This is a genomic window from Sideroxyarcus sp. TK5 (assembly GCF_054601595.1).
Genome location: NZ_BAAHSJ010000007.1, coordinates 114,056 through 136,052, shown reverse-complemented (window position 1 = coordinate 136,052; position 21,997 = coordinate 114,056). Strand labels below are relative to the sequence as shown.

20 protein-coding genes and 1 pseudogene are annotated in these 21,997 nt (G+C 61.7%); 20 read left to right on the top strand and 1 reads right to left on the bottom strand.

Going from position 1 to position 21,997, the window contains the following annotated elements; translation table 11 throughout:
• Nucleotides 1-312 precede the first annotated feature (312 nt).
• The 11 genes from ACYPYQ_RS12075 to der all read left to right on the top strand — a co-directional run bounded on the left by ACYPYQ_RS12075 (nucleotide 313) and on the right by der (nucleotide 10,722).
• A complete protein-coding gene (locus tag ACYPYQ_RS12075) occupies nucleotides 313-1,113 on the top strand; it encodes a hypothetical protein (protein ID WP_459724095.1) in 801 nt (266 codons plus the stop codon).
• A complete protein-coding gene (locus ACYPYQ_RS12070; RefSeq protein WP_459724094.1) occupies nucleotides 1,110-1,553 on the top strand; it encodes a hypothetical protein in 444 nt (147 codons plus the stop codon). The genes ACYPYQ_RS12075 and ACYPYQ_RS12070 overlap by 4 nt, the downstream gene beginning before the upstream one ends.
• Nucleotides 1,554-1,741: 188 nt before the next feature.
• Nucleotides 1,742-2,167: a nucleoside-diphosphate kinase gene (gene ndk / locus ACYPYQ_RS12065; protein WP_459724093.1), complete on the top strand. Its 426-nt coding sequence runs from the start codon at nucleotides 1,742-1,744 to the stop codon at nucleotides 2,165-2,167.
• Between the two features lie 10 nt (nucleotides 2,168-2,177).
• Nucleotides 2,178-3,260, top strand: coding sequence for a dual-specificity RNA methyltransferase RlmN (gene rlmN / locus ACYPYQ_RS12060; protein WP_459724092.1), 1,083 nt, complete (start codon nucleotides 2,178-2,180; stop codon nucleotides 3,258-3,260).
• The gene (pilW, locus tag ACYPYQ_RS12055) at nucleotides 3,257-3,997 is read left to right on the top strand and encodes a type IV pilus biogenesis/stability protein PilW (RefSeq protein ID WP_459724091.1); all 741 of its coding nucleotides are present in this window, start codon (nucleotides 3,257-3,259) and stop codon (nucleotides 3,995-3,997) included. Before rlmN ends, pilW begins: the two co-directional genes overlap by 4 nt.
• Nucleotides 3,997-5,055, top strand: coding sequence for a RodZ domain-containing protein (locus ACYPYQ_RS12050; RefSeq protein WP_459724089.1), 1,059 nt, complete (start codon nucleotides 3,997-3,999; stop codon nucleotides 5,053-5,055). The genes pilW and ACYPYQ_RS12050 overlap by 1 nt, the downstream gene beginning before the upstream one ends.
• A gap of 5 nt (nucleotides 5,056-5,060) precedes the next feature.
• Nucleotides 5,061-6,287, top strand: a complete 1,227-nt coding sequence (ispG, locus tag ACYPYQ_RS12045) for a flavodoxin-dependent (E)-4-hydroxy-3-methylbut-2-enyl-diphosphate synthase (protein WP_459724088.1) — start codon at nucleotides 5,061-5,063, stop codon at nucleotides 6,285-6,287.
• On the top strand, nucleotides 6,284-7,549 hold the full coding sequence (gene hisS, locus ACYPYQ_RS12040; protein WP_459724087.1) for a histidine--tRNA ligase: 1,266 nt from the start codon (nucleotides 6,284-6,286) through the stop codon (nucleotides 7,547-7,549). Before ispG ends, hisS begins: the two co-directional genes overlap by 4 nt.
• A gap of 10 nt (nucleotides 7,550-7,559) precedes the next feature.
• Nucleotides 7,560-8,198, top strand: a complete 639-nt coding sequence (locus ACYPYQ_RS12035) for a YfgM family protein (RefSeq protein ID WP_459724086.1) — start codon at nucleotides 7,560-7,562, stop codon at nucleotides 8,196-8,198.
• The gene (gene bamB / locus ACYPYQ_RS12030) at nucleotides 8,195-9,322 is read left to right on the top strand and encodes an outer membrane protein assembly factor BamB (protein WP_459724085.1); all 1,128 of its coding nucleotides are present in this window, start codon (nucleotides 8,195-8,197) and stop codon (nucleotides 9,320-9,322) included. Before ACYPYQ_RS12035 ends, bamB begins: the two co-directional genes overlap by 4 nt.
• Nucleotides 9,322-10,722 (top strand): ribosome biogenesis GTPase Der, encoded by a 1,401-nt coding sequence (gene der / locus ACYPYQ_RS12025; protein ID WP_459724084.1) that lies wholly within the window; start codon nucleotides 9,322-9,324, stop codon nucleotides 10,720-10,722. Before bamB ends, der begins: the two co-directional genes overlap by 1 nt.
• Before the next feature lie 6 nt (nucleotides 10,723-10,728).
• On the opposite strand, the gene ACYPYQ_RS12020 is transcribed toward der, so the two are convergent.
• On the bottom strand, nucleotides 10,729-11,448 hold the full coding sequence (locus tag ACYPYQ_RS12020) for a DUF481 domain-containing protein (RefSeq protein WP_459724083.1): 720 nt from the start codon (nucleotides 11,446-11,448) through the stop codon (nucleotides 10,729-10,731).
• Nucleotides 11,449-11,652: 204 nt separating this feature from the next.
• Here ACYPYQ_RS12020 and ACYPYQ_RS12015 point away from each other — a divergent pair, with 204 nt between their 5' ends.
• The 9 genes and pseudogenes from ACYPYQ_RS12015 to ACYPYQ_RS11975 all read left to right on the top strand — a co-directional run bounded on the left by ACYPYQ_RS12015 (nucleotide 11,653) and on the right by ACYPYQ_RS11975 (nucleotide 21,980).
• On the top strand, nucleotides 11,653-13,554 hold the full coding sequence (locus ACYPYQ_RS12015; RefSeq protein ID WP_459724082.1) for an MASE3 domain-containing protein: 1,902 nt from the start codon (nucleotides 11,653-11,655) through the stop codon (nucleotides 13,552-13,554).
• Nucleotides 13,547-14,176, top strand: a complete 630-nt coding sequence (locus ACYPYQ_RS12010; protein WP_459724081.1) for a response regulator — start codon at nucleotides 13,547-13,549, stop codon at nucleotides 14,174-14,176. The genes ACYPYQ_RS12015 and ACYPYQ_RS12010 overlap by 8 nt, the downstream gene beginning before the upstream one ends.
• 67 nt (nucleotides 14,177-14,243) lie before the next feature.
• Nucleotides 14,244-15,461: a PAS domain-containing sensor histidine kinase gene (locus ACYPYQ_RS12005; RefSeq protein WP_459724080.1), complete on the top strand. Its 1,218-nt coding sequence runs from the start codon at nucleotides 14,244-14,246 to the stop codon at nucleotides 15,459-15,461.
• Nucleotides 15,462-16,205: 744 nt separating this feature from the next.
• Nucleotides 16,206-16,823, top strand: a pseudogene (locus tag ACYPYQ_RS12000) (methyl-accepting chemotaxis protein); the annotation flags it as partial.
• A gap of 11 nt (nucleotides 16,824-16,834) precedes the next feature.
• Complete coding sequence (locus ACYPYQ_RS11995) at nucleotides 16,835-17,203, top strand: response regulator (RefSeq protein ID WP_459724079.1); 369 nt, start codon at nucleotides 16,835-16,837, stop codon at nucleotides 17,201-17,203.
• Between the two features lie 29 nt (nucleotides 17,204-17,232).
• The gene (locus ACYPYQ_RS11990) at nucleotides 17,233-17,559 is read left to right on the top strand and encodes an STAS domain-containing protein (protein WP_459724078.1); all 327 of its coding nucleotides are present in this window, start codon (nucleotides 17,233-17,235) and stop codon (nucleotides 17,557-17,559) included.
• Nucleotides 17,560-17,568: 9 nt separating this feature from the next.
• Nucleotides 17,569-19,734, top strand: coding sequence for a chemotaxis protein CheA (locus tag ACYPYQ_RS11985; RefSeq protein ID WP_459724077.1), 2,166 nt, complete (start codon nucleotides 17,569-17,571; stop codon nucleotides 19,732-19,734).
• Nucleotides 19,735-19,774: 40 nt separating this feature from the next.
• Nucleotides 19,775-20,308: a chemotaxis protein CheW gene (locus ACYPYQ_RS11980; RefSeq protein ID WP_459724076.1), complete on the top strand. Its 534-nt coding sequence runs from the start codon at nucleotides 19,775-19,777 to the stop codon at nucleotides 20,306-20,308.
• A 43-nt stretch (nucleotides 20,309-20,351) separates the two neighbouring features.
• Complete coding sequence (locus tag ACYPYQ_RS11975; protein ID WP_459724074.1) at nucleotides 20,352-21,980, top strand: methyl-accepting chemotaxis protein; 1,629 nt, start codon at nucleotides 20,352-20,354, stop codon at nucleotides 21,978-21,980.
• The last annotated feature ends 17 nt before the right edge of the window (nucleotides 21,981-21,997 follow it).

Genomic DNA, 21,997 nt, shown 5'->3' with positions numbered 1-21,997 from the left:
GCCGCTTACGCCACCGGCGATTACACCCTGCAAGAAATCGCCGATCATTTTGGGGTGCACTATGCGACGGTTAGCAGGGCGGTTAAGAAGGGGGACGAGATATGAGTGAGATGGGTGCTATATTGCAAGACCTGACCCCGTTGTTCCAGTTCGTATGGGACAGGAGCTCAGGGGAGTGGGCAAGTGGAAATACTGTCGCCGAACGGGCCGTCAGGCGCGGTGCAGGACAATAGCCCCCTGATTCGCTATACAGGCGGTGTTCAGGTAGATGCGGCTGGAAACCCAATCGCACCATAACTTTGAGGGAAGCATATGAATAGAATTTCGTTTTCGACAATCATTTTTATGATGACGCTTCTGACACTGTCGAGTTGTTCCTTTGTAGGTGGGCAATTACGCGACAAGGCAATGGAGGAGCAATTGTTGAAGCCGGGAGCTTTAGATCCCGGCATTCCGAAATCACCCTACTATGTCCGGCATACATTCAAACTGATGAACCGTTATCAGGTAACGCATGAATGGCCGGGGATCGCGGGTAGTTGCCAGTATGGAGGCTATTTTGGAAAGCCTCCGGGCTTGCCGATAAGGCTTCTCGATAGCAATGGTGACATATACGAGCGCGATGGACACACCTTCCTCAAAGAGGATTCGCGTTATACGGGCAAGAATTACAAAGATGAATTGATGGATCGCTTTGTCCGCAGTCACATTGTGGTGGACAAAGCGGGGAAGAGTTGGGAGCAGGGGTTGAAGCCGATGTGCAATCAGGTATGGGTAGGCACAGGTCTTGCCTTAACCATATGGATGATGAAATCGACCCCGGAAGAGTTGGAGCCCCGGCTAAGGGCATGGGCAGGGAATATGCCGCGCCAATTGGGGAAAGAGCAGGTGGGAAATAATCTGTGGACGGTACAGCGCGTTCCGATGCGGAGCAACGGAGTCTGGGATGTGGAGAACTGGATGCTGCCGATTGGGGATACCGGCTATATGTTCATGTTTGTTTTCTCGGCGGACAAAGATCGTGTCGCAGCTCAGCCGGCAGCCCATGATCGGATGTACGAAATCTTCCATCACCTGATCGAATCGGTGAGGATAGAGCCGATACAGCCGTGATGCGCGTGGCCGGCTACGAGAGGCCCCTGACCTCGGTGGGCAGCGGCACGGCCAACTTCCTGGGCTACACCAACCAGGACCGAACCTATGCCGACATCCTGCAGAGCCGGGCAGGCCAATCCACCACCTCGCTGGGCCACAGCCGCGGCACCATCGTGCAGACCAATGCATTCAACATACTTAATGGTCAGGGTTACACCAACGACCAGCTCACAGTTCGCGGAGTAGGCGGTGCGGTGACGGCGCAGACTTATACGAACGCGGCAGCGGGAGTTGGTGTTCAAAACAATAATGTCACGTTCAGCTACTTTGCCAACGATCCTGTATCCGTATGGGCAGGCGGAAATCCGGGCACGGCCTCTCTGAGCGACCTGTGGAGCGTGGCGACGACCTCGAATGGAACTCCAGGGTCAGGTCTTGCAATCGCGCATTTCGTGTGAGGTGAGAAGGGGGGGGCTGGACCTGCCCCCGTTGGTTGACTTTTGTTCAACTGAGCTGGAGCCTGCCATACGGCGGGCGCGCCGATCCAGCCTATTGCTCCCTGACCGTGCTGCGACATTGCAGGTAAACCCTGCTAGAATCGCGCCCTCAGAATTTTCTGATTCACAATAATCATTTGGAGAGAAGCATGGCTTTCGAACGTACCCTTTCTATCATCAAACCCGATGCAGTCGCCAAGAACGTCATCGGTCAGATCTATTCCCGTTTCGAGGGCGCTGGCCTGAAGATCGTGGCGGCACGCATGGTGCAACTGTCCCGCGCCGAAGCGGAAGGCTTCTACGCCGTGCACAAGGCCCGTCCTTTCTTCAAGGATCTGGTGGATTTCATGATCTCCGGCCCGGTGATGATCCAGGTGCTGGAAGGCGAAGGCGCGATCCTGAAGAACCGTGACCTGATGGGCGCGACCGATCCGAAGAAGGCCGAGAAGGGCACCATCCGTGCCGACTTCGCCGACAGCATCGATGCGAATGCAGTGCATGGTTCAGACGCGGCTGAAACGGCTGCCGTCGAGATCGCTTACTTCTTCCCGGCACTGAACGTCTACTCGCGCTAAGCGACGTCTGATGAAGCAAAATCTCCTCGATCTTGAACCGGCTGCGATGACCGCATGGTTCGCGGAACACGGCGAAAAGCCGTTCCGCGCCAAGCAGGTGCTGCACTGGATCTACAAGAACGGGGAGTCCGATTTCGATGCGATGAGCGATCTGGCGATCTCTCTTCGCGACAAACTGAAGCAGCTCGCCTGTATCCAGGCGCCCAAGGTGATGCGCGAAGAGACCGCCACCGACGGCACGCGCAAATGGCTGCTGGATGTCGGCACCGGCAACGCGGTGGAGACCGTGTTCATCCCGGAAGAGGGCAGGGGGACGCTGTGTGTTTCGACGCAGGCGGGCTGCGCGCTGGATTGCGCGTTCTGTTCCACCGGCAAGCAGGGGTTCAACCGCAACCTGTCCACCGCCGAGATCATCGGCCAGGTGTGGTGGGCCAATCATGAGTTGGGCAGGAATGAAGATGGCAACTGGCCGGTGACCAATGTGGTGCTGATGGGCATGGGTGAACCCTTGCTGAATTTCGACAGCACGGTGAGCGCCTTGCGCCTGATGCTGGACGACCACTGTTATGGCCTGTCGCGACGCCGCGTGACGGTGTCCACCTCGGGCGTGGTGCCGGCGATGGACCGACTGCGCGAGGAATGTCCGGTGGCGCTGGCGATCTCCTTGCATGCGCCGAACGATGCGCTGCGCAACGAGCTGGTGCCGATCAACCAGAAATATCCCTTGAAAGAGCTGATGGCGGCCTGCCTGCGCTATCTGGAAAAAGCCCCGCGCGATTTCGTCACCTTCGAATATGTGATGCTGGCGGGCGTGAACGACCGGCCGCAGGATGCACGCGAGCTGATCGCGCTGGTGCGCGAGGTGCCGTGCAAGTTCAACCTGATCCCGTTCAATCCCTTCCCGCAGGCACCGTATCGCCGTTCGGACATGGAAACGGTGAAGCACTTCCGCGACATCCTGATGCAGGCGGACATCGTCACCACCATCCGCAAGGTGCGCGGCGACGACATCGCGGCGGCCTGCGGGCAATTGGCGGGCCAAGTGCAGGACAAGTCGAAACGAACCCTACGCATGATGGAGGCAAGCCGATGAAGCCGTGGATGGTCTATCTTCTTGCATTGCTGCTGGCCGGATGTGCCGGAGGCGGTGTGCCGGACGAGAGGGCGCGCAGCAGTGCCAAGATCCATACCGAATTGGCTGCCTCCTACTTCGAGCGCGGCCAGTATTCCATCGCGCTGCAGGAACTGGGGGCGGCCATGCAGGCCGACGATTCCTATGCGCCGGCCTACAATGTGCGCGGTCTGGTACGCATGACACTGCGCGAGGACGAACAGGCAGACAGGGATTTCCGCCGCGCCCTGAAGATCGATCCCCATAGCGCTTCCACGTTGAACAACTACGGCTGGTTCCTGTGCCAGCGAGGAAAGCCGAAGGAATCCATCGCAAAGTTCATGGATGCGTTGAAAGACCCGCTCTACAACACGCCCGATGTTGCGTATGCCAATGCGGGTGTGTGCGCCATCAAGGCAGGTGATCTGGTTGCGGCGGAAAGTTTTCTGGAACGGGCGTTGATCCTGCACCCGGCCATGCCGGAAGCACAGATCGGGCTGGCCGAACTGAACTACATCAGGGGGGACTACTCGATGGCCAAAGTCCACTTGATGCGTTTCATGCAAGTGTACGACGCGCTGACGCCCGAGCACCTGTGGCTGGCGGTCCGAGTCGAGCGCAAGGCGGGGGATCGCAATGCGGCGGCGAGTTATGCGTTGCAATTGCGCAAGCGGTTCCCGGATTCGCGCGAAGCGCAACTTCTGCAGGCGGGCGAGTGATGGCTGAGAACCAGAGTGAGACGAATCAGGAAACGCAACAGCCGACGTTGAGCGTCGGTGCGATCCTGCGCGCCGAGCGCGAGGCGCGCGGCCTGTCGGTGGAAGAGATCGCGGAGCGCGTCAAATTCAGTGTGCGCCAGGTGGAAGCCCTGGAGCATGACGATGTCGAGCATCTGCCGCAGGGAACCTTCCTGCGCGGCTTCGTGCGCAGCTATGCGCGCGTGCTCGGCGTGGACGAGGCCAGGTTGCTGGAAGCGACGCATACGCATACGGAACATCATTTCGATGTGACGGATGTGCAGGCAGGCGGCGCTCCCCTGCCGGTCACGGGTGATGCGAGCCGTCGCAGCCGTTACCTGCTGCTGGGTGCTCTTGCTGTGGCGATCCTGCTGGCAGGTTTCATCCTGATGCGTCCTGCCCAGAAGACGCTTCCCCCCGTGGTCACAGAAGAGGTCGCAGTGGAACCCGTCTCTGCGGTCAGTGCCGCGCCGCTACAGCCGATAGAACAGGCACAGCCGGTCATGGCGCAATCGGCCGAGCCAGCAACAATCGCGGAAGTGCAGAAACCTGAGCCTGCAGCTGCGCCAAAAAAAATCGAACCAGCCAAGCCGTTGCCCGTCGTCAAGCCGTTGCCAGTGACGAAACCGGTCGAAGCAGTCAAGCCGGCAGAAGTTCCGAAGCCCGTGGTTGCGCCCAAGCCAGTCGTCACCCCGACGGTTCCAGTGAGCAAGCCGGAGCCTGTTGCGCCAGCAGAAACCGAGGCACCAGCGCCTGACACGCCTTCCAAACCTGAAGTACCACTAGCGCAATTGATGAAGCGCCCGATCCATATCGTGTTCAACGAAGATGCATGGATGGAGATCATCGACGTGAACGGCGAGATATTGTTGTCGCGCGTCACGAAAGCGGGTGAGGAGAAGTGGATAGGCGGCGGACATCGTGCGCCATACAGTGTTTCCATCGGCAGACCGGGGGCGATCCGTATGTATTACCACGGCAAGGAAGTCGATCTGTCGAAATTCAACCCGGCTGGCGTCGCCAAGCTGGTTCTGGAGTAACACATATGACACATCCTTCCATTCTGCGTCACGCGACGCAGGCGGTGCGTGTCGATGACGTCGTCATCGGCGGGGCGGCACCCATCGTGGTGCAGTCGATGACCAATACCGATACCGCCGATATCAACACGACCACCAAACAGGTGCATGAACTGGCCATCGCCGGTTCGGAACTGGTGCGCATCACGGTCAACACCTCTGAAGCCGCCGAGGCGGTGCCGCATATCCGCCGCCGCCTGGATGCGCTCGGCTGCAAGGTGCCGCTGATAGGCGATTTCCATTACAACGGCCATCGTCTGCTCACCGAATATCCGGAGTGTGCCAAGGCACTGGCGAAATACCGCATCAACCCCGGCAATGTGGGCAAGAACCGCAAGGGCGAGGACCAGTTCGCCATGATGATCGCGGTGGCCAGGCAATACGACAAGCCGGTGCGCATCGGCGTGAACTGGGGCAGTCTGGACCAGGATCTGGTGGTGCGCATGATGGACGACAACGCCAAACTGCCAGTGCCGAAGGACGTGCGCGAAGTGACGCGCGAGGCACTGATCGTCTCCGCATTGCAGAGCGCTCAGCGCGCCGAGGAACTGGGCCTGTCGCGCGACCGCATCGTGCTGTCGTGCAAGGTGAGCGAGGTGCAGGACCTGATCGCGGTGTATCAGGAACTGGCCAAGCGCTGCGACTATGCGCTGCATCTCGGCCTGACCGAGGCGGGCATGGGTTCAAAGGGTATCGTGGCATCCACCGCCGCACTGTCGGTGTTGTTGCAGCAAGGCATAGGCGACACCATCCGCGTGTCGCTGACCCCGGCACCGGGCGGTGCGCGCACCGAAGAGGTGGTGGTGGCACAGGAGATATTGCAGACCATGGGCTTGCGCTCGTTCACTCCGATGGTGACGGCCTGCCCCGGTTGCGGACGCACCACCAGCACGGTGTTCCAGGAACTGGCTCAGCACATCCAGAACTATCTGCGTGCGCAGATGCCGGTATGGCGCGAGCAGTACAGCGGCGTGGAAGAGATGACGGTGGCGGTCATGGGCTGCATCGTGAACGGCCCCGGCGAGAGCAAGATGGCGAATATCGGCATCAGTCTGCCGGGCACGGGCGAGACGCCCTCGGCACCGGTGTATGTGGACGGCGAGAAGACGGTGACACTGCGCGGCGACAACATCGCCGAGGAGTTCACCCGGATCGTCAATGAATATGTGGCAAGAAAGTACCAGAAGAAATGAGTAATGCGTTGCAAGCCGTGAAAGGCATGAACGACATCCTGCCGGACGAGGCGGGGCTGTGGCTGTGGTTCGAGGATACCGTGCGCGAGTGGCTGGAAGCCTATGGCTACCGCAACATCCGCATGCCGCTGGTGGAGCCGACCGCGCTGTTCAAGCGCGCCATCGGCGAAGTCACCGACATCGTCGAAAAGGAGATGTACAGCTTCGAGGACAGTCTCAACGGCGACCAGCTCACGTTGCGTCCGGAGGGCACGGCTTCATGCGTGCGCGCCGTGCTGCAGCACAATCTGCTGTATAACGCGCCGCAGCGTCTGTGGTATTCGGGCCCGATGTTCCGCCACGAGCGTCCGCAGAAGGGGCGCTATCGCCAGTTCCATCAGATCGGGGTGGAAGCGATGGGCTTCGGCGGGCCGGACATCGACGCCGAGCAGATCATCATGTGTGCGCGCCTGTGGAAGAAGCTGGGCATCCGCGATGTGACGCTGCAATTGAACACGCTGGGCGACAGCGTTTCCCGTCAGCGTCATCGCGACAAGCTGATCGCTTACTTCGAGGGGCACAAGGATGTGCTGGATGCCGATGCACAGCGTCGTCTGTACAGCAATCCGCTACGCATCCTCGACACCAAGAATCCGGCCATGCAGGAGCTGGTGGGCAATGCGCCCAAGCTGATGGATGAACTGGAGGAAGATGCGGTCCAGCATTTCGAGGCGGTGCAGGCGATCCTGAAGCGTCATGACATTGCGTTCGAGATCAACCCGCGTCTGGTGCGCGGGCTGGACTATTACAACCGTACCGTGTTCGAGTGGGTCACCACGCGGCTGGGTGCGCAGGGTACGATCTGCGCCGGCGGCCGCTTCGACGGGCTGATCGAGCAGATCGGCGGCAAACCGGCACCGGCCATGGGTTTCGCCATGGGCGTGGAGCGTCTGCTGGCGTTGCTGCAGGAAGACGGCATGACGCCGCCGCCCGCGCCGCTGGACGTGTACGTGGTGCATCAGGGCGATCAGGCACAGGTCGTTGCCTGGCAAGCCGCCGAGCTGTTGCGCGATGCCGGTGTGCGCGTGCTGCTGCATTGCGGCGGCGGCAGCTTCAAGTCGCAGATGAAGAAAGCGGACGGCAGCGGCGCAGTGTGCGCGGTGATCGTCGGCGACGACGAGGCCGCCGCCGATGCGGTCACGCTCAAACCGTTGCGCGGTGGCGAGCAGGAGCGTGTCGCACTCGCGGCATTGCAAAGCAAGATTGAAGAATTGATCAAGTGAGGGAATGAGAATGTCAGAGTTGGATCTACACGAACAGGAACAGGTCGATGCGCTCAAGGCCTGGTGGAAAGCGAACAGCAACTGGGTGTACGGGATCGTCACCGTCTCCCTGCTGGCTTTCGCCGGCAGCCAGTTCTGGAAACAGCATCAGGCCAGTCAGGCGGCCGGCGCAGCCAGTCTGTATGCCGAGGTGATGAAGCAGACCGCGAGCGGCGATGACAAGCGGATCGGTGATGCGGCGGACGCGCTGGCCGATCGCTTCGCAGCCAGCCCTTACGCGACCCGCGCACAACTGCTGGCTGCCCAGACCAGCCAGCAGGCAGGCGATGCGACCCGCGCCAAGGCCAGGTTATGGTGGGTGATCGAACATGCGGGTGAAGAGGGCGCGCAACATGTGGCCCGCCTCAGGCTGGTAGCCATGCTGCTGGACGAGAAACAGTATGAAGATGCGCTCAAGCATCTGGCTACCGCGCATCCGGCGACCTTCGACAGCGTATATGCCGATCTGAAGGGGGACGTGCTGAGCGCGATGGGCAAGACCGATGAAGCCCGCATCGCCTACAAGCAGGCATTGGAAAAGTCAGAAGCACAGGCAGTCCAGCGTAACCTGATCCAGTTGAAACTGGACGGACTGGGTAGCGCCAAATGACATTGCGTAACGTTAGTCTGCTGACTTGCGTGCTGGTGCTGGCCGCCTGCAGCAGCGACAAGGCAGGCGTCGATCCGGCGAAGTTGATCGACTTCAAGCCAGCCGCGCAGATCCAGGTGCGCTGGCAGCAATCGCTGGGTGACAGCGGTATCAACGTGCTGACGCCGGGCGTCACGCGTGAGGCGGTGTTCGGTGCCGACGAAAAGCATCTGTATCGCTTCGACCGCGACAGCGGCAAGCAGATGTGGCGCATCACACCCGGCTTCACAGTCTCCGGCGGTGTGGGCGCAGGCGCGGGGCTGGTGCTGGTCGGCGGTGACCAGGGCGAGCTGGCTGCATACGATGAGACGGACGGCACGTTGCGCTGGCAGGTAAAGGTTTCCAGCGAGGTGTTGAGTGCGCCGCAGATAGCAAGCGGTATCGTGGTGGTGCGCACCGGCAACGGCCGCATCGCGGGGCTGGATGCGCAGGACGGTAAACGCCTGTGGCTGTATGAGCGGGTAACACCTGCCTTGAGCGTGCGCAGCCACGCCGGTGTGGTCATCCGCAACGGTATGGTCTACGCGGGTTTCGCCGCAGGCAGGCTGGCAGCGATCGGTCTGACCAAGGGTATCGTGATCTGGGAAGCGGCCGTGTCGCAGCCGCGCGGCAACACCGAACTGGAGCGCATCAGCGACATCACCAGTTTGCCGGCGGCCGATGACCGGCAGGTTTGCGCCATCGCCTTCCAGGGCAGGTTGGCCTGTTTCGACGCGATCCAGGGCAACACACTGTGGACGCGCGAGATGTCCAGCGACAAGGGGCTGGCCCTGTTCGGGGGCTATCTCTATGTGACCGATGCGGACGGTAGCGTGTACGCGCTGGACAGAAGTAGCGGTGCCACATTGTGGAAGAACGACCAGCATGCCCATCGCCAGATGACGGCCCCTTATCCTGTCGAGAACTATCTGTTGATAGGCGACTTCGAAGGTTATCTGCATGCGCTCGACACCCGCGACGGCAGCCTGCTGGCCCGCCGCAAGACGGATGGCAGCGCGATCCTTGCCGCCCCCGTGCTGATGGGGGACGGTGCCATGGTTCAAACCAGCGACGGCGAGTTGCTGGCGATCTCGGTACAAAAGTGATGCTACCCACCCTGGTTCTGGTCGGACGCCCCAACGTCGGCAAATCAACGCTTTTCAACCGCCTCACGCGCAGCCGTGATGCGCTGGTGGCTGACAAGCCGGGTCTTACGCGCGACCGTCATTACGGCCGCGGACGGATCGGGGAACGGCCGTTCCTGGTGGTCGACACCGGCGGTCTGGAACCGGTGGCCAAGGAAGGCATCCTGTATGAGATGGCCAAACAGACGCGGCAGGCCGTGGACGAAGCCGATCTGGTGTTGTTCCTGGTGGATGGTCGAGACGGTTTGACGCCGCAGGACAAGATCATCGCCACCCAGTTGCGCAAGACCGGCCGCCCGCTGATGCTGCTGGTGAACAAGGCCGAAGGCATGCAGCGCGCCCGCGTGACGGCCGATTTCCACGAGCTGGGGCTGGGCGAACCCATCCCCATCTCGTCCGCGCATGGCGAGAACGTGGCGGAGATGATCGAGATCGCGCTGGACGAGTTGCCTGCAGCCGAACCCGAAGCGGAAGAGAAGGCCCACCATCCGAAGCTGGCCATCGTAGGCAGACCCAACGTCGGCAAATCCACGCTGGTCAACGCCATCCTCGGTGAGGAACGCGTGATCGCCTTCGACCAGCCGGGCACCACGCGCGACTCCATCTATATCGACTTCGAGCGCGGCGGCAAGCAATACACCATCATCGACACCGCCGGCGTGCGCCGTCGCGGCAAGATCGACGAGGCCATTGAGAAGTTCTCGGTGGTGAAGACCCTGCAGGCCATCGAGGATGCCAACGTGGTGGTGCTGGTGGTGGACGCCAGCGACCAGATCACCGAACAAGATGCGCACCTGGCGGACTTCGTGCTGCAGGCCGGGCGCGCGCTTGTGCTGGCGGTGAACAAGTGGGACGGGCTGGACGATTACGCGCGCGACAGCGCCAAGCGCGACATCGACCGCAAGCTGCACTTCCTGGATTTCGCCAAGCAGCACTTCATCTCGGCGCTGAAGGGGACCGGTGTCGACAGTCTGCTGAAGTCGGTCGATCAGGCCTATACCGCCGCCATGACCAAGATGCCGACCCCGCAACTCACGCGCGTGCTGGAAGCGGCAGTGGAGAAACAGGCCCCGCCGCGCAACGGGTCGTTCCGGCCCAAGATGCGCTACGCCCATCAGGGCGGCAGCAACCCGCCGCTGATCGTCGTGCACGGCAGCGCGCTGGAGAAGGTGCCGGCCAGTTACGTCCGCTATCTGGAACGGGTGTTCTGCGACGCGTTCAAGCTGCAGGGCACGCCGTTGCGCATCGAATTCAAATCTGGCAAGAACCCGTTCGCGGACAAGGCACCCCGCCCCTTGACCGAAAGCGAAGAACGCGCTGCCCACCGGGCCCGCATCCGGGGGCGCAAGAAGTACGGCTAGACCGGCCTAGAGTTTGACGTTCAGTCCGGTCAACAACACGGTGTCGCTGTGCTTGACGCCCGCGCCGATATCACTGTTGTACTTGTTCTGCAAACTGATGGACAGGCCCATCGTGCTGTTCAGGCTGATCACCAGACTGCTGTCGAACACGCTACGGAATTCACCGGATTTCTGTGTGCTGGGGTAGTAGCTCAATTTCTGTTTGAAGCGCGTGTTCTGTGTCAGGGTATGGGTCGATTCCTCAGCCAGGATCACTTCGCTGGTGCTGACCGTGCTGCCAGTCATCATGTTCGAACGGTTGTGCGACAGACCGCCGAACAGGTCGAATGTGACAGCTTCCTCTTTCAACAAGTGATAACCAAGACCGGCTCCCAGGCTCCTGCGCAGGTCCAGATTGGCCATCCGGTCTTGTTCTAACTCGAGCAGACCGAAGCCGAACAGGCGCGCACTCAAGTTATGGTCATAGCGGGTGCCCAGGCGAGTCTTGTCGGCACTGACGACACCCTGGCTCTTCCCGTATAGCGCCGAGGCATAGGCGGACAGCTTGTTGGACTCCGTGGTCCGGGCCTCGTCGACGGCAAGGGAATAGGTCGTTCCGTTGGTGTTGCCCGCGGAACGGGAGAAGGAGAGTGCGGCATTGCCTTGCCACAGATGGTCCCCTGTCTCTGCACAAGCGGGAGATGACAGGGATAATATGATGAGCAGACTGCGCGGGATGCGGTACATATCGTTTCCTTGCGGTTATGAGTATGGGATGAATACGGGGAGTGAGACAGGCCGGGAAGACGATCACCTCGCCCGCAAGAGCACCGATTCTATCGCGCGCGCTCTGCGCGTACACGAGTGGATGTGGCCGCCCGGTCGGTATTGCCCCATGCAGAGTCAGGCTTATAGTAAAGTTACGTGCCTTCAATCCACCCATCTTTCTACATGTCGTACGACACTCCGGCGCAACGCAATACGACTCGTCTGCTGATCGGCTTGACCCTGTTGTTCCTGCTGGTCTGGCTGACTCCCTCTGTGGCGGTGCTGCGCGGTGTCCATATCATGCCGTTGCCGATGCACGTCGCCATGGAGACGTTCGCCATCGTGGTGGCGATGATGGTGTTCGGCATCACGTGGAACGCATATTCCCCCGAACGATCGGCGAATACTGTGATCCTTGCCACCGGTTTCCTGCTGGTCGGGTTGCTCGACTTCGGGCACATGTTCTCGTTCGCCGGCATGCCGGAATTCGTCACGCCCAGCGGCCCCGAGAAAGCGATCCAATTCTGGTTGTCCGAGCGGTTCGCCGCTGCCGTGATCCTGCTGGTGGTCGCGATTCGCGCCTGGCAGCAGCCGCTGGCGCATGAAAGGACACGCTATCTGCTGCTGGCCGGCAGTCTGCTGGGAGCCGGAGTGGTCTATTGGCTGGTGTTGTATCACCCTGATGTCTGGCCGCGCACCTTCATAGAGGGGCAGGGACTGACCGGGTTCAAGATAGCAGCCGAATATTCCGTGATCGCCTTGCTGCTGGCGGCGGGTGCGATGTTCTACCGCCAGACCCGGCAGAATGACCGTGCCCAGGCGGACAACGCCTACCGGCTCGGTGCGGCATGCCTGGTCAGCGCGCTGGGCGAGCTGTGTTTCGTTTTGTACAGCGCGGTCAGCGATATCTTCAACCTGCTCGGCCACGCGTACAAAGTCATCGGCTACCTGTTCATCTACCGTGCGGTGTTCATCGAGAGCGTGCGGGAGCCCTATGTGCGCCTGGGTACGACGCAGGATGAGCTCGGGCGTTCGCAGAGGATGCTGCAGTCAATCCTGGACAACGTGCCGGTCAGGATATTCTGGAAGGACGAGGCGGGGCGCTATCTGGGTGTCAACAAGCGCCTGCTGGAAGATTTGGGAATGCAGGATGCACCGCAGATGATCGGCAAGACCGACTTCGACTTCCTGCCCGAGGAGCAGGCAGCCAGCTTCCACGCGGATGATATCGAGGTGATGCTCAATGGGCGCCCGAAACTGAATATCGAGGAACCGATGCGGCTGAAGGACGGCAGCGACGCCTGGCTGCTCACCAATAAGGTGCCGTTGCTGGGGCAGTCCGGCGAAGTGATCGGTGTGTTGGGTGCCTACAGCGACGTCACGCAATTGCGCAGTGCCGAACTTCGCCTGCAGGAAGCGAACAGACAGTTGCGCGAGCTGACCGTGCGGCGCGAGCAGGCGCGTGAGGAAGAACGCAAGCGCATCGCGCAGGACCTGCACGACGACCTCGGCCAGATGCTGACCGGCCTGCGTATGGAGGTCGGTCTGCTGCGCATCCAGTACGGCGAGGAAAGGCCAGAATTGCTGCTGCCGCTGCAGGCGCTGAAGGAACAGATCGACGCCAGCATACAGGTGGTGCGCGATGTAGCAGCCCAGTTGCGCCCGGCCGTGCTGGATATGGGTGTGGCCTCCGCCCTGGAGTGGCAGGTCGCCGAATTCACCAGGCGCAGCGGCATCCCGTGCGGGCTGGTGCTCGACGAGCGGGATATCGGGCTGAGTGCCGAGCAGGCCACCACAATCTTCCGTATCGTGCAGGAATCGTTGACCAACATCATGCGCCACGCCCATGCCGGACAGGTCATGGTCAGGCTGCAGCACCGGGAAGATCATTGCCTGCTGCAGATCGAGGACGACGGGGCGGGCTTCGATGCCGGACAGGCGCGCAAGAAGACGTTCGGCCTGATGGGGATGCGCGAGCGCGCGCTGGTGCTGGGTGGCGAGATCGAGATCGACAGCGCCCCCGGCAAGGGAACGCGGATCTCGGTGCAGATCCGTTCATGCAAATGCGGGAGGAACCATGATTAGACTGATGATTGCCGACGACCACGCCATCGTGCGCGAAGGCCTGAAACAATTGTTCGCGCTGGTGGCCGACATCAAGGTGGTCGCCGCGGCGGTGAACGGTGCGGAGGTGCTCGACCTGTTGCGGAATAAGCCGGCCGACCTGCTGTTGCTGGACATGACCATGCCAGGCATCAGCGGGGTCGAGCTGATCGCGCGCGTCAAGGCGCAGAACCCGGAGCAAAAGATACTCGTGCTCAGTATGCACAACGAACCGCAGATCGCGCGGCGCGCACTGGCGGCGGGGGCCTCCGGCTACCTGACCAAGGACAGCGATCCGGAGGTGCTGCTGGCGGCCGTGCGCAAGGTGGCCGCCGGTGGCCGCCATATCGACGCCGGCCTGGTCGAGGCCATGGTGTTCGATGCCGGCGCCACCACCGACAAGGCACCGCACGAACTGCTATCCGAGCGGGAGCTGCAGATCCTGCGCCTGCTGGTGCAGGGCAGGAGCGTCAACGATATCGCCGATGCGCTGGTCATCAGCAACAAGACCGTCAGCACCCACAAATCCAGATTGATGCAGAAACTGAACCTGGCCAACAACGCGGAGCTGGTCCGCTATGGTGTCGAGCACGCACTGACCTGATCCTCCCCGGGTCAGGAAATCCCGACCCCGACGCGTCACATCCCTACAGCAGATTCGGTCTTGCCTGATGGATGCCGCCCTGAGGTGGCGGCATCCTGCGGTCACTGCTATCTACGATCGTACTGACATGCCGGCGGATGTTTCTCTCCTGGTCGCTTTGCTGCTCGGCATCGCGCTCTCATTGCTGTTCACCTATCTCCTGCGTCACCCGGCTATCCGGGATGACACGGTCGCCACCCCCCGTTGCGACGGGTGCGCCCCCGTCGATTTCAAGGCGATGATCGAACGATCGCCAGACACCATTTCCCGATACGACCGTGACGGCAGCCTGTGCTATGCCAATGCCGCTTTTCGCCGACTCGAACCGGACACGGGCGAGGGCGGCGAACGGTACGGCGGGGAGAATTTTCTGCCGAGGCTGCGGGAGGTGATGGAAAGCCGGCGGGAGGATGAATATGAATGTACGTGGAAAACGCGGGCCGGGTGGCAGACCAGCCTCATCCGCATCGCGCCGGAGTTCGATGCCGATGGCGATGTCAGGGGGGCGATCAGTATCGGGCGCGATATAAGCGCGCTCAAGGAGACCGAGAACCGTCTGCGCGAGTCGCGTGAGCTGCTGCGGGAATTGAGTGTCAGGCGCGAGGTAGAGATGCGGCGGGTGCGCAAGGAAGCAGCACGCGAGATGCACGAGGATTACGGTCAACGCCTGAGCATGCTGCGCATGAACCTCGTTCTGCTGCAGCACCAGTCGGTGAGGGATGATCCCGACGGGGTGGCACGGATAGGGAACTCGCTACATCTGCTGGACGAGACCATCGCGCACATGCGCGAGATCGTTTCCGTCATCCATCCCTCGGTGCTGAACATGGCTGTCGCCCCGGCGCTCGAATGGCTGGCCGAGGAGATGCTGAGCGGATCCGGTATCCGCTGCGAGGTCATGGTGACCGATGCCGCGGACGGGCTGGACGAGATGGTCACGGGCCTGGTGTACCGCCTGGTCCAGCATGCACTGTCGAATGTGGTCAGGCATGCGCAGGCGCAACGGGTGCGCATCGTGCTGGAGGGCAGGGGGGAGTGTCTGAGACTGGTGGTGAACGATGACGGCAAGGGATTCGACCTGAACCGTGAGCGCAGGGATTCCTTGGGCCTGGTTGCCATGGAAGAGATCGCGAACATGCTGCACGGCGAGATCGTGTTCCTGAGTACGCCGCACCTGGGGACGGAGATCGAGGTCTGTTTCCCGCCGCAGGGGACTTCCGCACATCGTCCGGCTGCGACCGTGTAGGGATATCCCTAGCCGGACTTTCATGCACGCCTACGCAATATTCAAGATTGCCTGATGTTCAGCCAGCGGCAGGGGATCCAAGATGGCTGTGTGTCTGAATGAATCGCATGGAGGCATTCTCGTGTCCAGGGTGCCGCGTAACTGGGAGGAAAGATGAATAGAGAGACTGAATCGCTGGTCGGAGGGAGAGGCAACGCTGTCTGGCTGCCGCACGCGATGCTGGGGGCAGCCGCCATCCTTGCCGTGTTCGCGTCTTCCGGGATCACCGGACAGGCAGCAATGTCTGCGGGGGTACTCCTGCTGGTTGCGCTGGCGACGGGCGCGATGAGCGTGCGTGGTCAGAACGCTTCCCGGCTCGCGACGGTGGCTGCGCTGCGTCGGCAAATGGATGAGGAGCTGGTGCAGGAGCGCCTGAAATATGTGGCCGGTCTGGATGAGGTCTGCGGTGAAGTGCTGCCGGTGTGGTCCGGGCAGATCGAGATGGCGCGTGCCCAGACCGAAGGTGCCATCACCGATCTGTCCATGCGCTTCGCCAGTCTTTCGCAACGCCTGTCGGCAGCGGTGGATGCTTCCGGCGGGGAAGGTGGCGGGCAGGCCGGTCTGGTGACGTTGCTCAAGGACAGCCAGACAGAACTCAATTCCATCATCACCTCGCTGCGCGACGCGCTCGAAGTCAAGCGCGCCATGCTGGGCGAGGTGCAGGCGCTGGCGCGGTTCACCGGAGACCTGCAGAAGATGGCGCAGGACGTGGCCGACATCGCGGGCCAGACCAACCTGCTGGCCTTGAATGCCGCCATCGAGGCGGCGCGTGCCGGCGAGGTCGGGCGCGGTTTCGCGGTGGTCGCGGACGAGGTGCGCAAGCTGTCCAATCTGTCCGGTGAGACCGGCAAGAAGATGAGCGCCACCGTGGACACCGTGAACAAAGCCATCGCATCCACGTTGCGCGTGTCCGAGCAGTATGCCCAGCAGGATGCCGAGATGGTGCAGAACTCGGAACAGACCATAGCGCAGGTGCTCAGACAGTTCGGTGATGCCACCTCTGCATTGTCCGACTCGACCGAGACGCTGCGCCACGAGAGTCAGGCCATCGGCGGGGAGATCGCCAACGTTCTGGTCGACCTGCAGTTCCAGGACCGTGTCAGTCAGATGCTGATGCATGTGCGCAACGACATGGACAAGCTGGACAGTCATCTGCGCGAGGGCGGGCAGGCGCGCGCTGCCGGCAATATCGGCGCACCGATGGATGCGCGCGCCTGGCTGAGCGAACTGGCGCAGACCTACACCATGCCCGAACAGCATGCCGCCCACGGCGGCGGCACCCCGGCGACAGCGGGCAACGATTCCGACATCACTTTTTTCTAGGAGGTTAGCAAATGGCAAAGACGATATTGGTAGTGGACGATTCCGCATCCCTGCGGCAGGTGGTGAGCATCGCGCTGAAGGGGGCCGGGTATGACGTGATCGAAGCGTGTGACGGCAAGGACGCGCTGACCAAACTCACCGGGCAGAAGATCCACCTCATCATCAGCGACGTGAACATGCCCAACATGGATGGCATCACCTTCGTCAAGGAAGCCAAGCAGAAGGCGGAATACAAGTTCACGCCGGTGATCATGCTCACCACCGAAGCGGGCGAAGACAAGAAGCAGGCCGGTCAGGCCGCCGGTGCCAAGGCATGGGTGGTCAAGCCGTTCCAGCCGGCACAGATGCTGACCGCCGTCTCCAAGCTGGTATTGCCCTGATACGAACGCAACAGTCACCGGAGCCCGATATGGCACAACAGGAAACATCAAAGATCGCGACCGCGCAGTTCGCCATAGAGGGCGAGATGACGATCTATCGCGCCGCCGAGTTGAAGCAGGTCATCCTGCCGCACATCGATCACGCCAATGTGATCGAGATCGACCTGTCCAAGGTGAGCGAGATCGACTCGTCCGGCCTGCAACTGCTGATCGCGGCCAAGCTGGAAGCCTCGATCCGCGACAAGCAGTTGCACTTCGTCGGCCACAGCAAGCCGGTGCTGGAGCTGCTGGACCTGTGCGACCTGGGAGGCTTCTTCGGTGACCAGGTCGTCATCTTTCCGCATGGCACGCATTAAGGAACGGACATGGACCTCGACGACGCACTCAAGACTTACATCATAGAAAGCCGCGAACTGCTGGAGCAGATGGAAGACGCGCTGCTGCGCATCGAGCAGGCACAGGACGACCCGGAGATCATCAACGCGATCTTCCGCGCGGCGCACACCATCAAGGGTTCGGCCGGCCTGTTCGGACTGGAATATATCGTCGCCTTCACCCATGTGGCGGAGAGCGTGCTGGACAAGGTGCGCAGCAACGAACTGCGCATCGATCCGGAACTGGTGGCGCTGCTGCTGGAATCGCGCGACCACATCGGTACGCTGGTCGAGCACGCGGCACAGGGGGACGAACCCGATGCGGACAGCGATCGACAGGGAGCCGGGCTGATCGCCAGGCTGAACACCTACCTGGGCAACCCGACAGGGGAGACCACCGCCCAGGGCGGCATGCCGGTCGAACATGCACCGCAGATCGAGCGTGAGGAGACGCACAGCGTGGCCACCGACAACTGGCATATCTCGTTGCGTTTCGGCAATGACACGCTGCGCAACGGCATGGATCCGCTGTCCTTCGTGCGCTACCTGAACACCTTCGGCCGCATCATCCAGATCGTCACCGTGGTAGAGGCGGTACCGCCGTTGTCGCAACTGGATGCCGAATCGTGCCATCTCGGCTTTGAGATCAGTTTCCAGACCGAGGCCGACAAGGCGACCATCGAGGGCGCGTTCGAATTCGTGCGCGACGACTGTCTGGTCTACATCATGCCGCCGCACAGCAAGGTCGCCGAATATCTGGATCTGATTCGCGACCTGCCGGAAGAAGAGATGAAACTGGGCGAGATGCTGGTCAAGTGCGGCACGCTGACGCGCGACGAGCTGGCAAAGGCGCTGCAGAAGCAGGTCGAGGAGCAGCGTCCCATCGGCGAGGTGCTGCTGGAGGACAAGATCGTGCGTCCGGAAGTGGTGGCCGCCGCGCTGGACAGGCAGAAGCAGGTAAAAGACAGCAAGTCGACCGAGAACAGCCTCATCCGTGTCGATGCCGAGAAGCTGGACCAACTGATCAACCTGATAGGCGAGCTGACCATCGCCAGCGCCGGCACCGCACTGGTGGCGCAGCGCGCCGGCATCTCTGAATTGCAGGAGGCGGCCTCCACCCTGTCGCGGCTGGTCGAAGAGGTGCGCGATTCGGCGCTGACCCTGCGCATGGTGCAGATCGGCGCCACCTTCAACCGCTTCCAGCGCGTGGTGCGCGACGTGAGCAAGGAGCTGGGCAAAGACATCGAGCTGGTCATCAGCGGTGCCGAGACCGAACTGGACAAGACCGTGGTGGAGAAGATCGGTGATCCGCTCACCCATCTGGTGAGGAATTCCATGGACCACGGCATCGAATCCGCCGAGGTGCGCATCGCCAACGGCAAGCCGGCCAGGGGCACGCTGCGTCTGAACGCCTACCACGATTCGGGCAGCATCGTGATCGAGGTCGGCGACGACGGGGGCGGCCTGAAGAAGGACAAGATCCTGCAAAAGGCCATCGAGCGCGGCCTGGTCGCGCCGGATGCGAACCTGTCCGACAAGGAGATCTTCAATCTGATCTTCGAAGCCGGCTTCTCCACCGCAGATACGGTGAGCAACCTGTCCGGGCGCGGCGTCGGCATGGATGTGGTGCGCCGCAACATCAATGCCTTGCGCGGCAGTATCGACATCGAGAGCGTGCAGGGGCAGGGCACCACCATGCGCATCCGCCTGCCGCTGACGCTGGCCATCATCGACGGTTTCCTGGTCGGCGTCGGTTCTTCGTCTTTTGTGATCCCGCTGGACATGGTGGTGGAGTGCATCGAATTGTCGGACGAGGACAGGCGCGCCGGAGAGGAGCGCAACTATCTGTCGCTACGCGGCCAGGTGCTGCCATACATGCGTCTGCGTGACACGTTCGATATCCGCGGCGACACGGTACGGCGCGAGAACGTGGTGGTGGTGCAGTACGGCAATGCGCGTGCGGGACTGGTGGTGGATGCGTTGCAGGGTGAGTTCCAGACGGTGATCAAGCCGATGGGTCGCATCTTCAGCCACGTCAATGGCATCGGCGGCTCAACCATTCTCGGCAGCGGCGAAGTGGCACTGATCCTCGATGTGCCGCGTCTGGTGCAGTTGGTGTCGACGCAGGCCGAAAAGAGCGGACTGGAACTGGCTTGAAGCCTACAGAACGGAATTGAAGAAACTTCAGGAGACGAAGATGGGTGCATTGGTAAAGACAGACGGTCTGGTCGCACAGGTGCAGGCGGCCGAGATCCAGCAGTATCTGACGTTCACACTGGGCAGCGAGATGTTCGCGGTGGGTACGCTGAGCGTGAAGGAGATCATCGAATACGGTCAGCTGACCGAGGTGCCGATGATGCCGGACTTCATCCGCGGCGTGATCAACCTGCGCGGGGCGGTGGTGCCGGTGATCGACTTGTCGGCGCGCTTCGGCCGCAACGCCACCGAGATCACGCGCCGCACCTGCATCGTCATCATCGAGGTGCCGAGCGGCGAGGAGAAACAGGACATCGGTGTGGTGGTGGATGCGGTGAGCGAAGTGCTGGAGATCCCGGCCAGCGAGATCGAACCGGCACCGGCCTTCGGCGCCAAGATCCGCACCGATTTCATCCACGGCATGGGCAAGGTCAACGGCAAGTTCGTGATCCTGCTCGACGTGGGCAAGGTGCTGTCGGTGGAGGAGATCTCCACGCTGGCCTCGGTGTCGGGGCAAGGCGCTTCGGCGCAATGAGTTTCCGAATTTGCAGAATCCTAATTATCGAGAGAGGTGTGAAATGTTCAAGGATATGAAGATAGGGGTGCGGTTGGGTATGGGCTTCGGCCTGGTACTGGTGCTGCTGGCGGTGATCTCGGCGGTGTCGTTCATGCGTGTCGGCCAGATCAGCGGACAGATCGACGACCTGGTGAACGACAAGTTCCCCAAGACGGTGATCGCCAACGACATCATCGACGATGTCAACACCATCGCGCGTGCGTTGCGCAACTCGCTGCTGGTCAACAGTGCCAGCGATAGACAGAAGGAACTGGATCGTGTCGAGAAGGCGCGGATGGAGATCGTCGAGGGTTTCGACAAGCTGGAGAAAGTGATCCGCTCCGAAGAGGGCAAGAAGGCGCTGGCCAGGGCGCTGGATGCGCGCAAGGTGTTCGTGGCAGACCAGAACAAGTTCCTGGCGCTGCAGAAGGATGGCAAGCGCGATGAGGCGATCGAATACATGGTCAGCACGATGCGCAAGACGCAGGGTGAATATATCGCCGCCGTGGCCGAGCTCATCACCAACCAGTCCGTGCTGATGACCAAGACCGGCGAAGAGGCCAACCAGGTCGCGGCACAGACCAAGACGCTGATCCTGACGCTGGGCATCGCTGCCATCGTCATCGCCGTGCTGTTCGCGGCCTGGGTGACGCGCAGCATCACCCGCCCGCTGAACGATGCGGTCGGTGTGGCCAATAGTCTGGCAGGGGGGGATTTGACGGTACGCATCAAGGTCGAGTCGAAGGACGAGACCGGCCAGCTGCTGGCTGCGATGCAGGAGATGACCGGCAAGCTGTCGCAGGTGATCGGCGAGGTACGCGGCTCGGCGGACGCGTTGTCCAGCGCCTCGGAAGAAGTGAGCGCGACGGCGCAGAGCATGTCGCAGGCTTCGAGCGAACAGGCTGCCAGCGTGGAAGAGACCTCGGCCTCGGTGGAGCAGATGAGTGCCTCCATCAACCAGAATGCGGAGAACGCAAAGATCACCAACGGCATGGCGGACAACGCTTCCACGCAGGCCAACGAGGGCGGCAAGGCAGTGAAGGACACGGTGGCCGCGATGAAGAGCATCGCCGACAAGATCGGCATCATCGACGACATCGCCTACCAGACCAACCTGCTGGCGCTGAACGCGGCCATCGAAGCGGCCCGCGCCGGCGAGCACGGCAAGGGCTTCGCAGTGGTGGCGGCCGAGGTGCGCAAGCTGGCAGAGCGCAGCCAGGTAGCAGCGCAGGAGATCGGCGAAGTGGCCAAGGGCAGCGTAGACCTGGCGGAGAAGGCGGGCAAGCTGCTGGACGAGATCGTGCCGGCCATCACCAAGACCAGCGATCTGGTGCAGGAGATCGCCGCCGCTTCGGAGGAACAATCCTCCGGCGTGGGCCAGATCAACACCGCGATGAGTCAGCTCAACCAGATCACGCAGCAGAACGCGTCCTCTTCCGAGGAGCTGGCAGCGACCGCCGAAGAGATGAGCGGCCAGGCGGAGAACCTGCAGCAGTTGGTGGGCTTCTTCCGCGTGGACGGCGCGGCCTCGGCTCCGGCGGCACGCGGCACCGGGAAACCTGCCACCGCGCCTGTCGCCAAAGCGAAGCCGGCCCAGCACAAACCGCTGGCCACGGCACAGGTGGATGAGAGCAATTTCCAGCGTTTTTAAGTAACCACTGGGTCAAC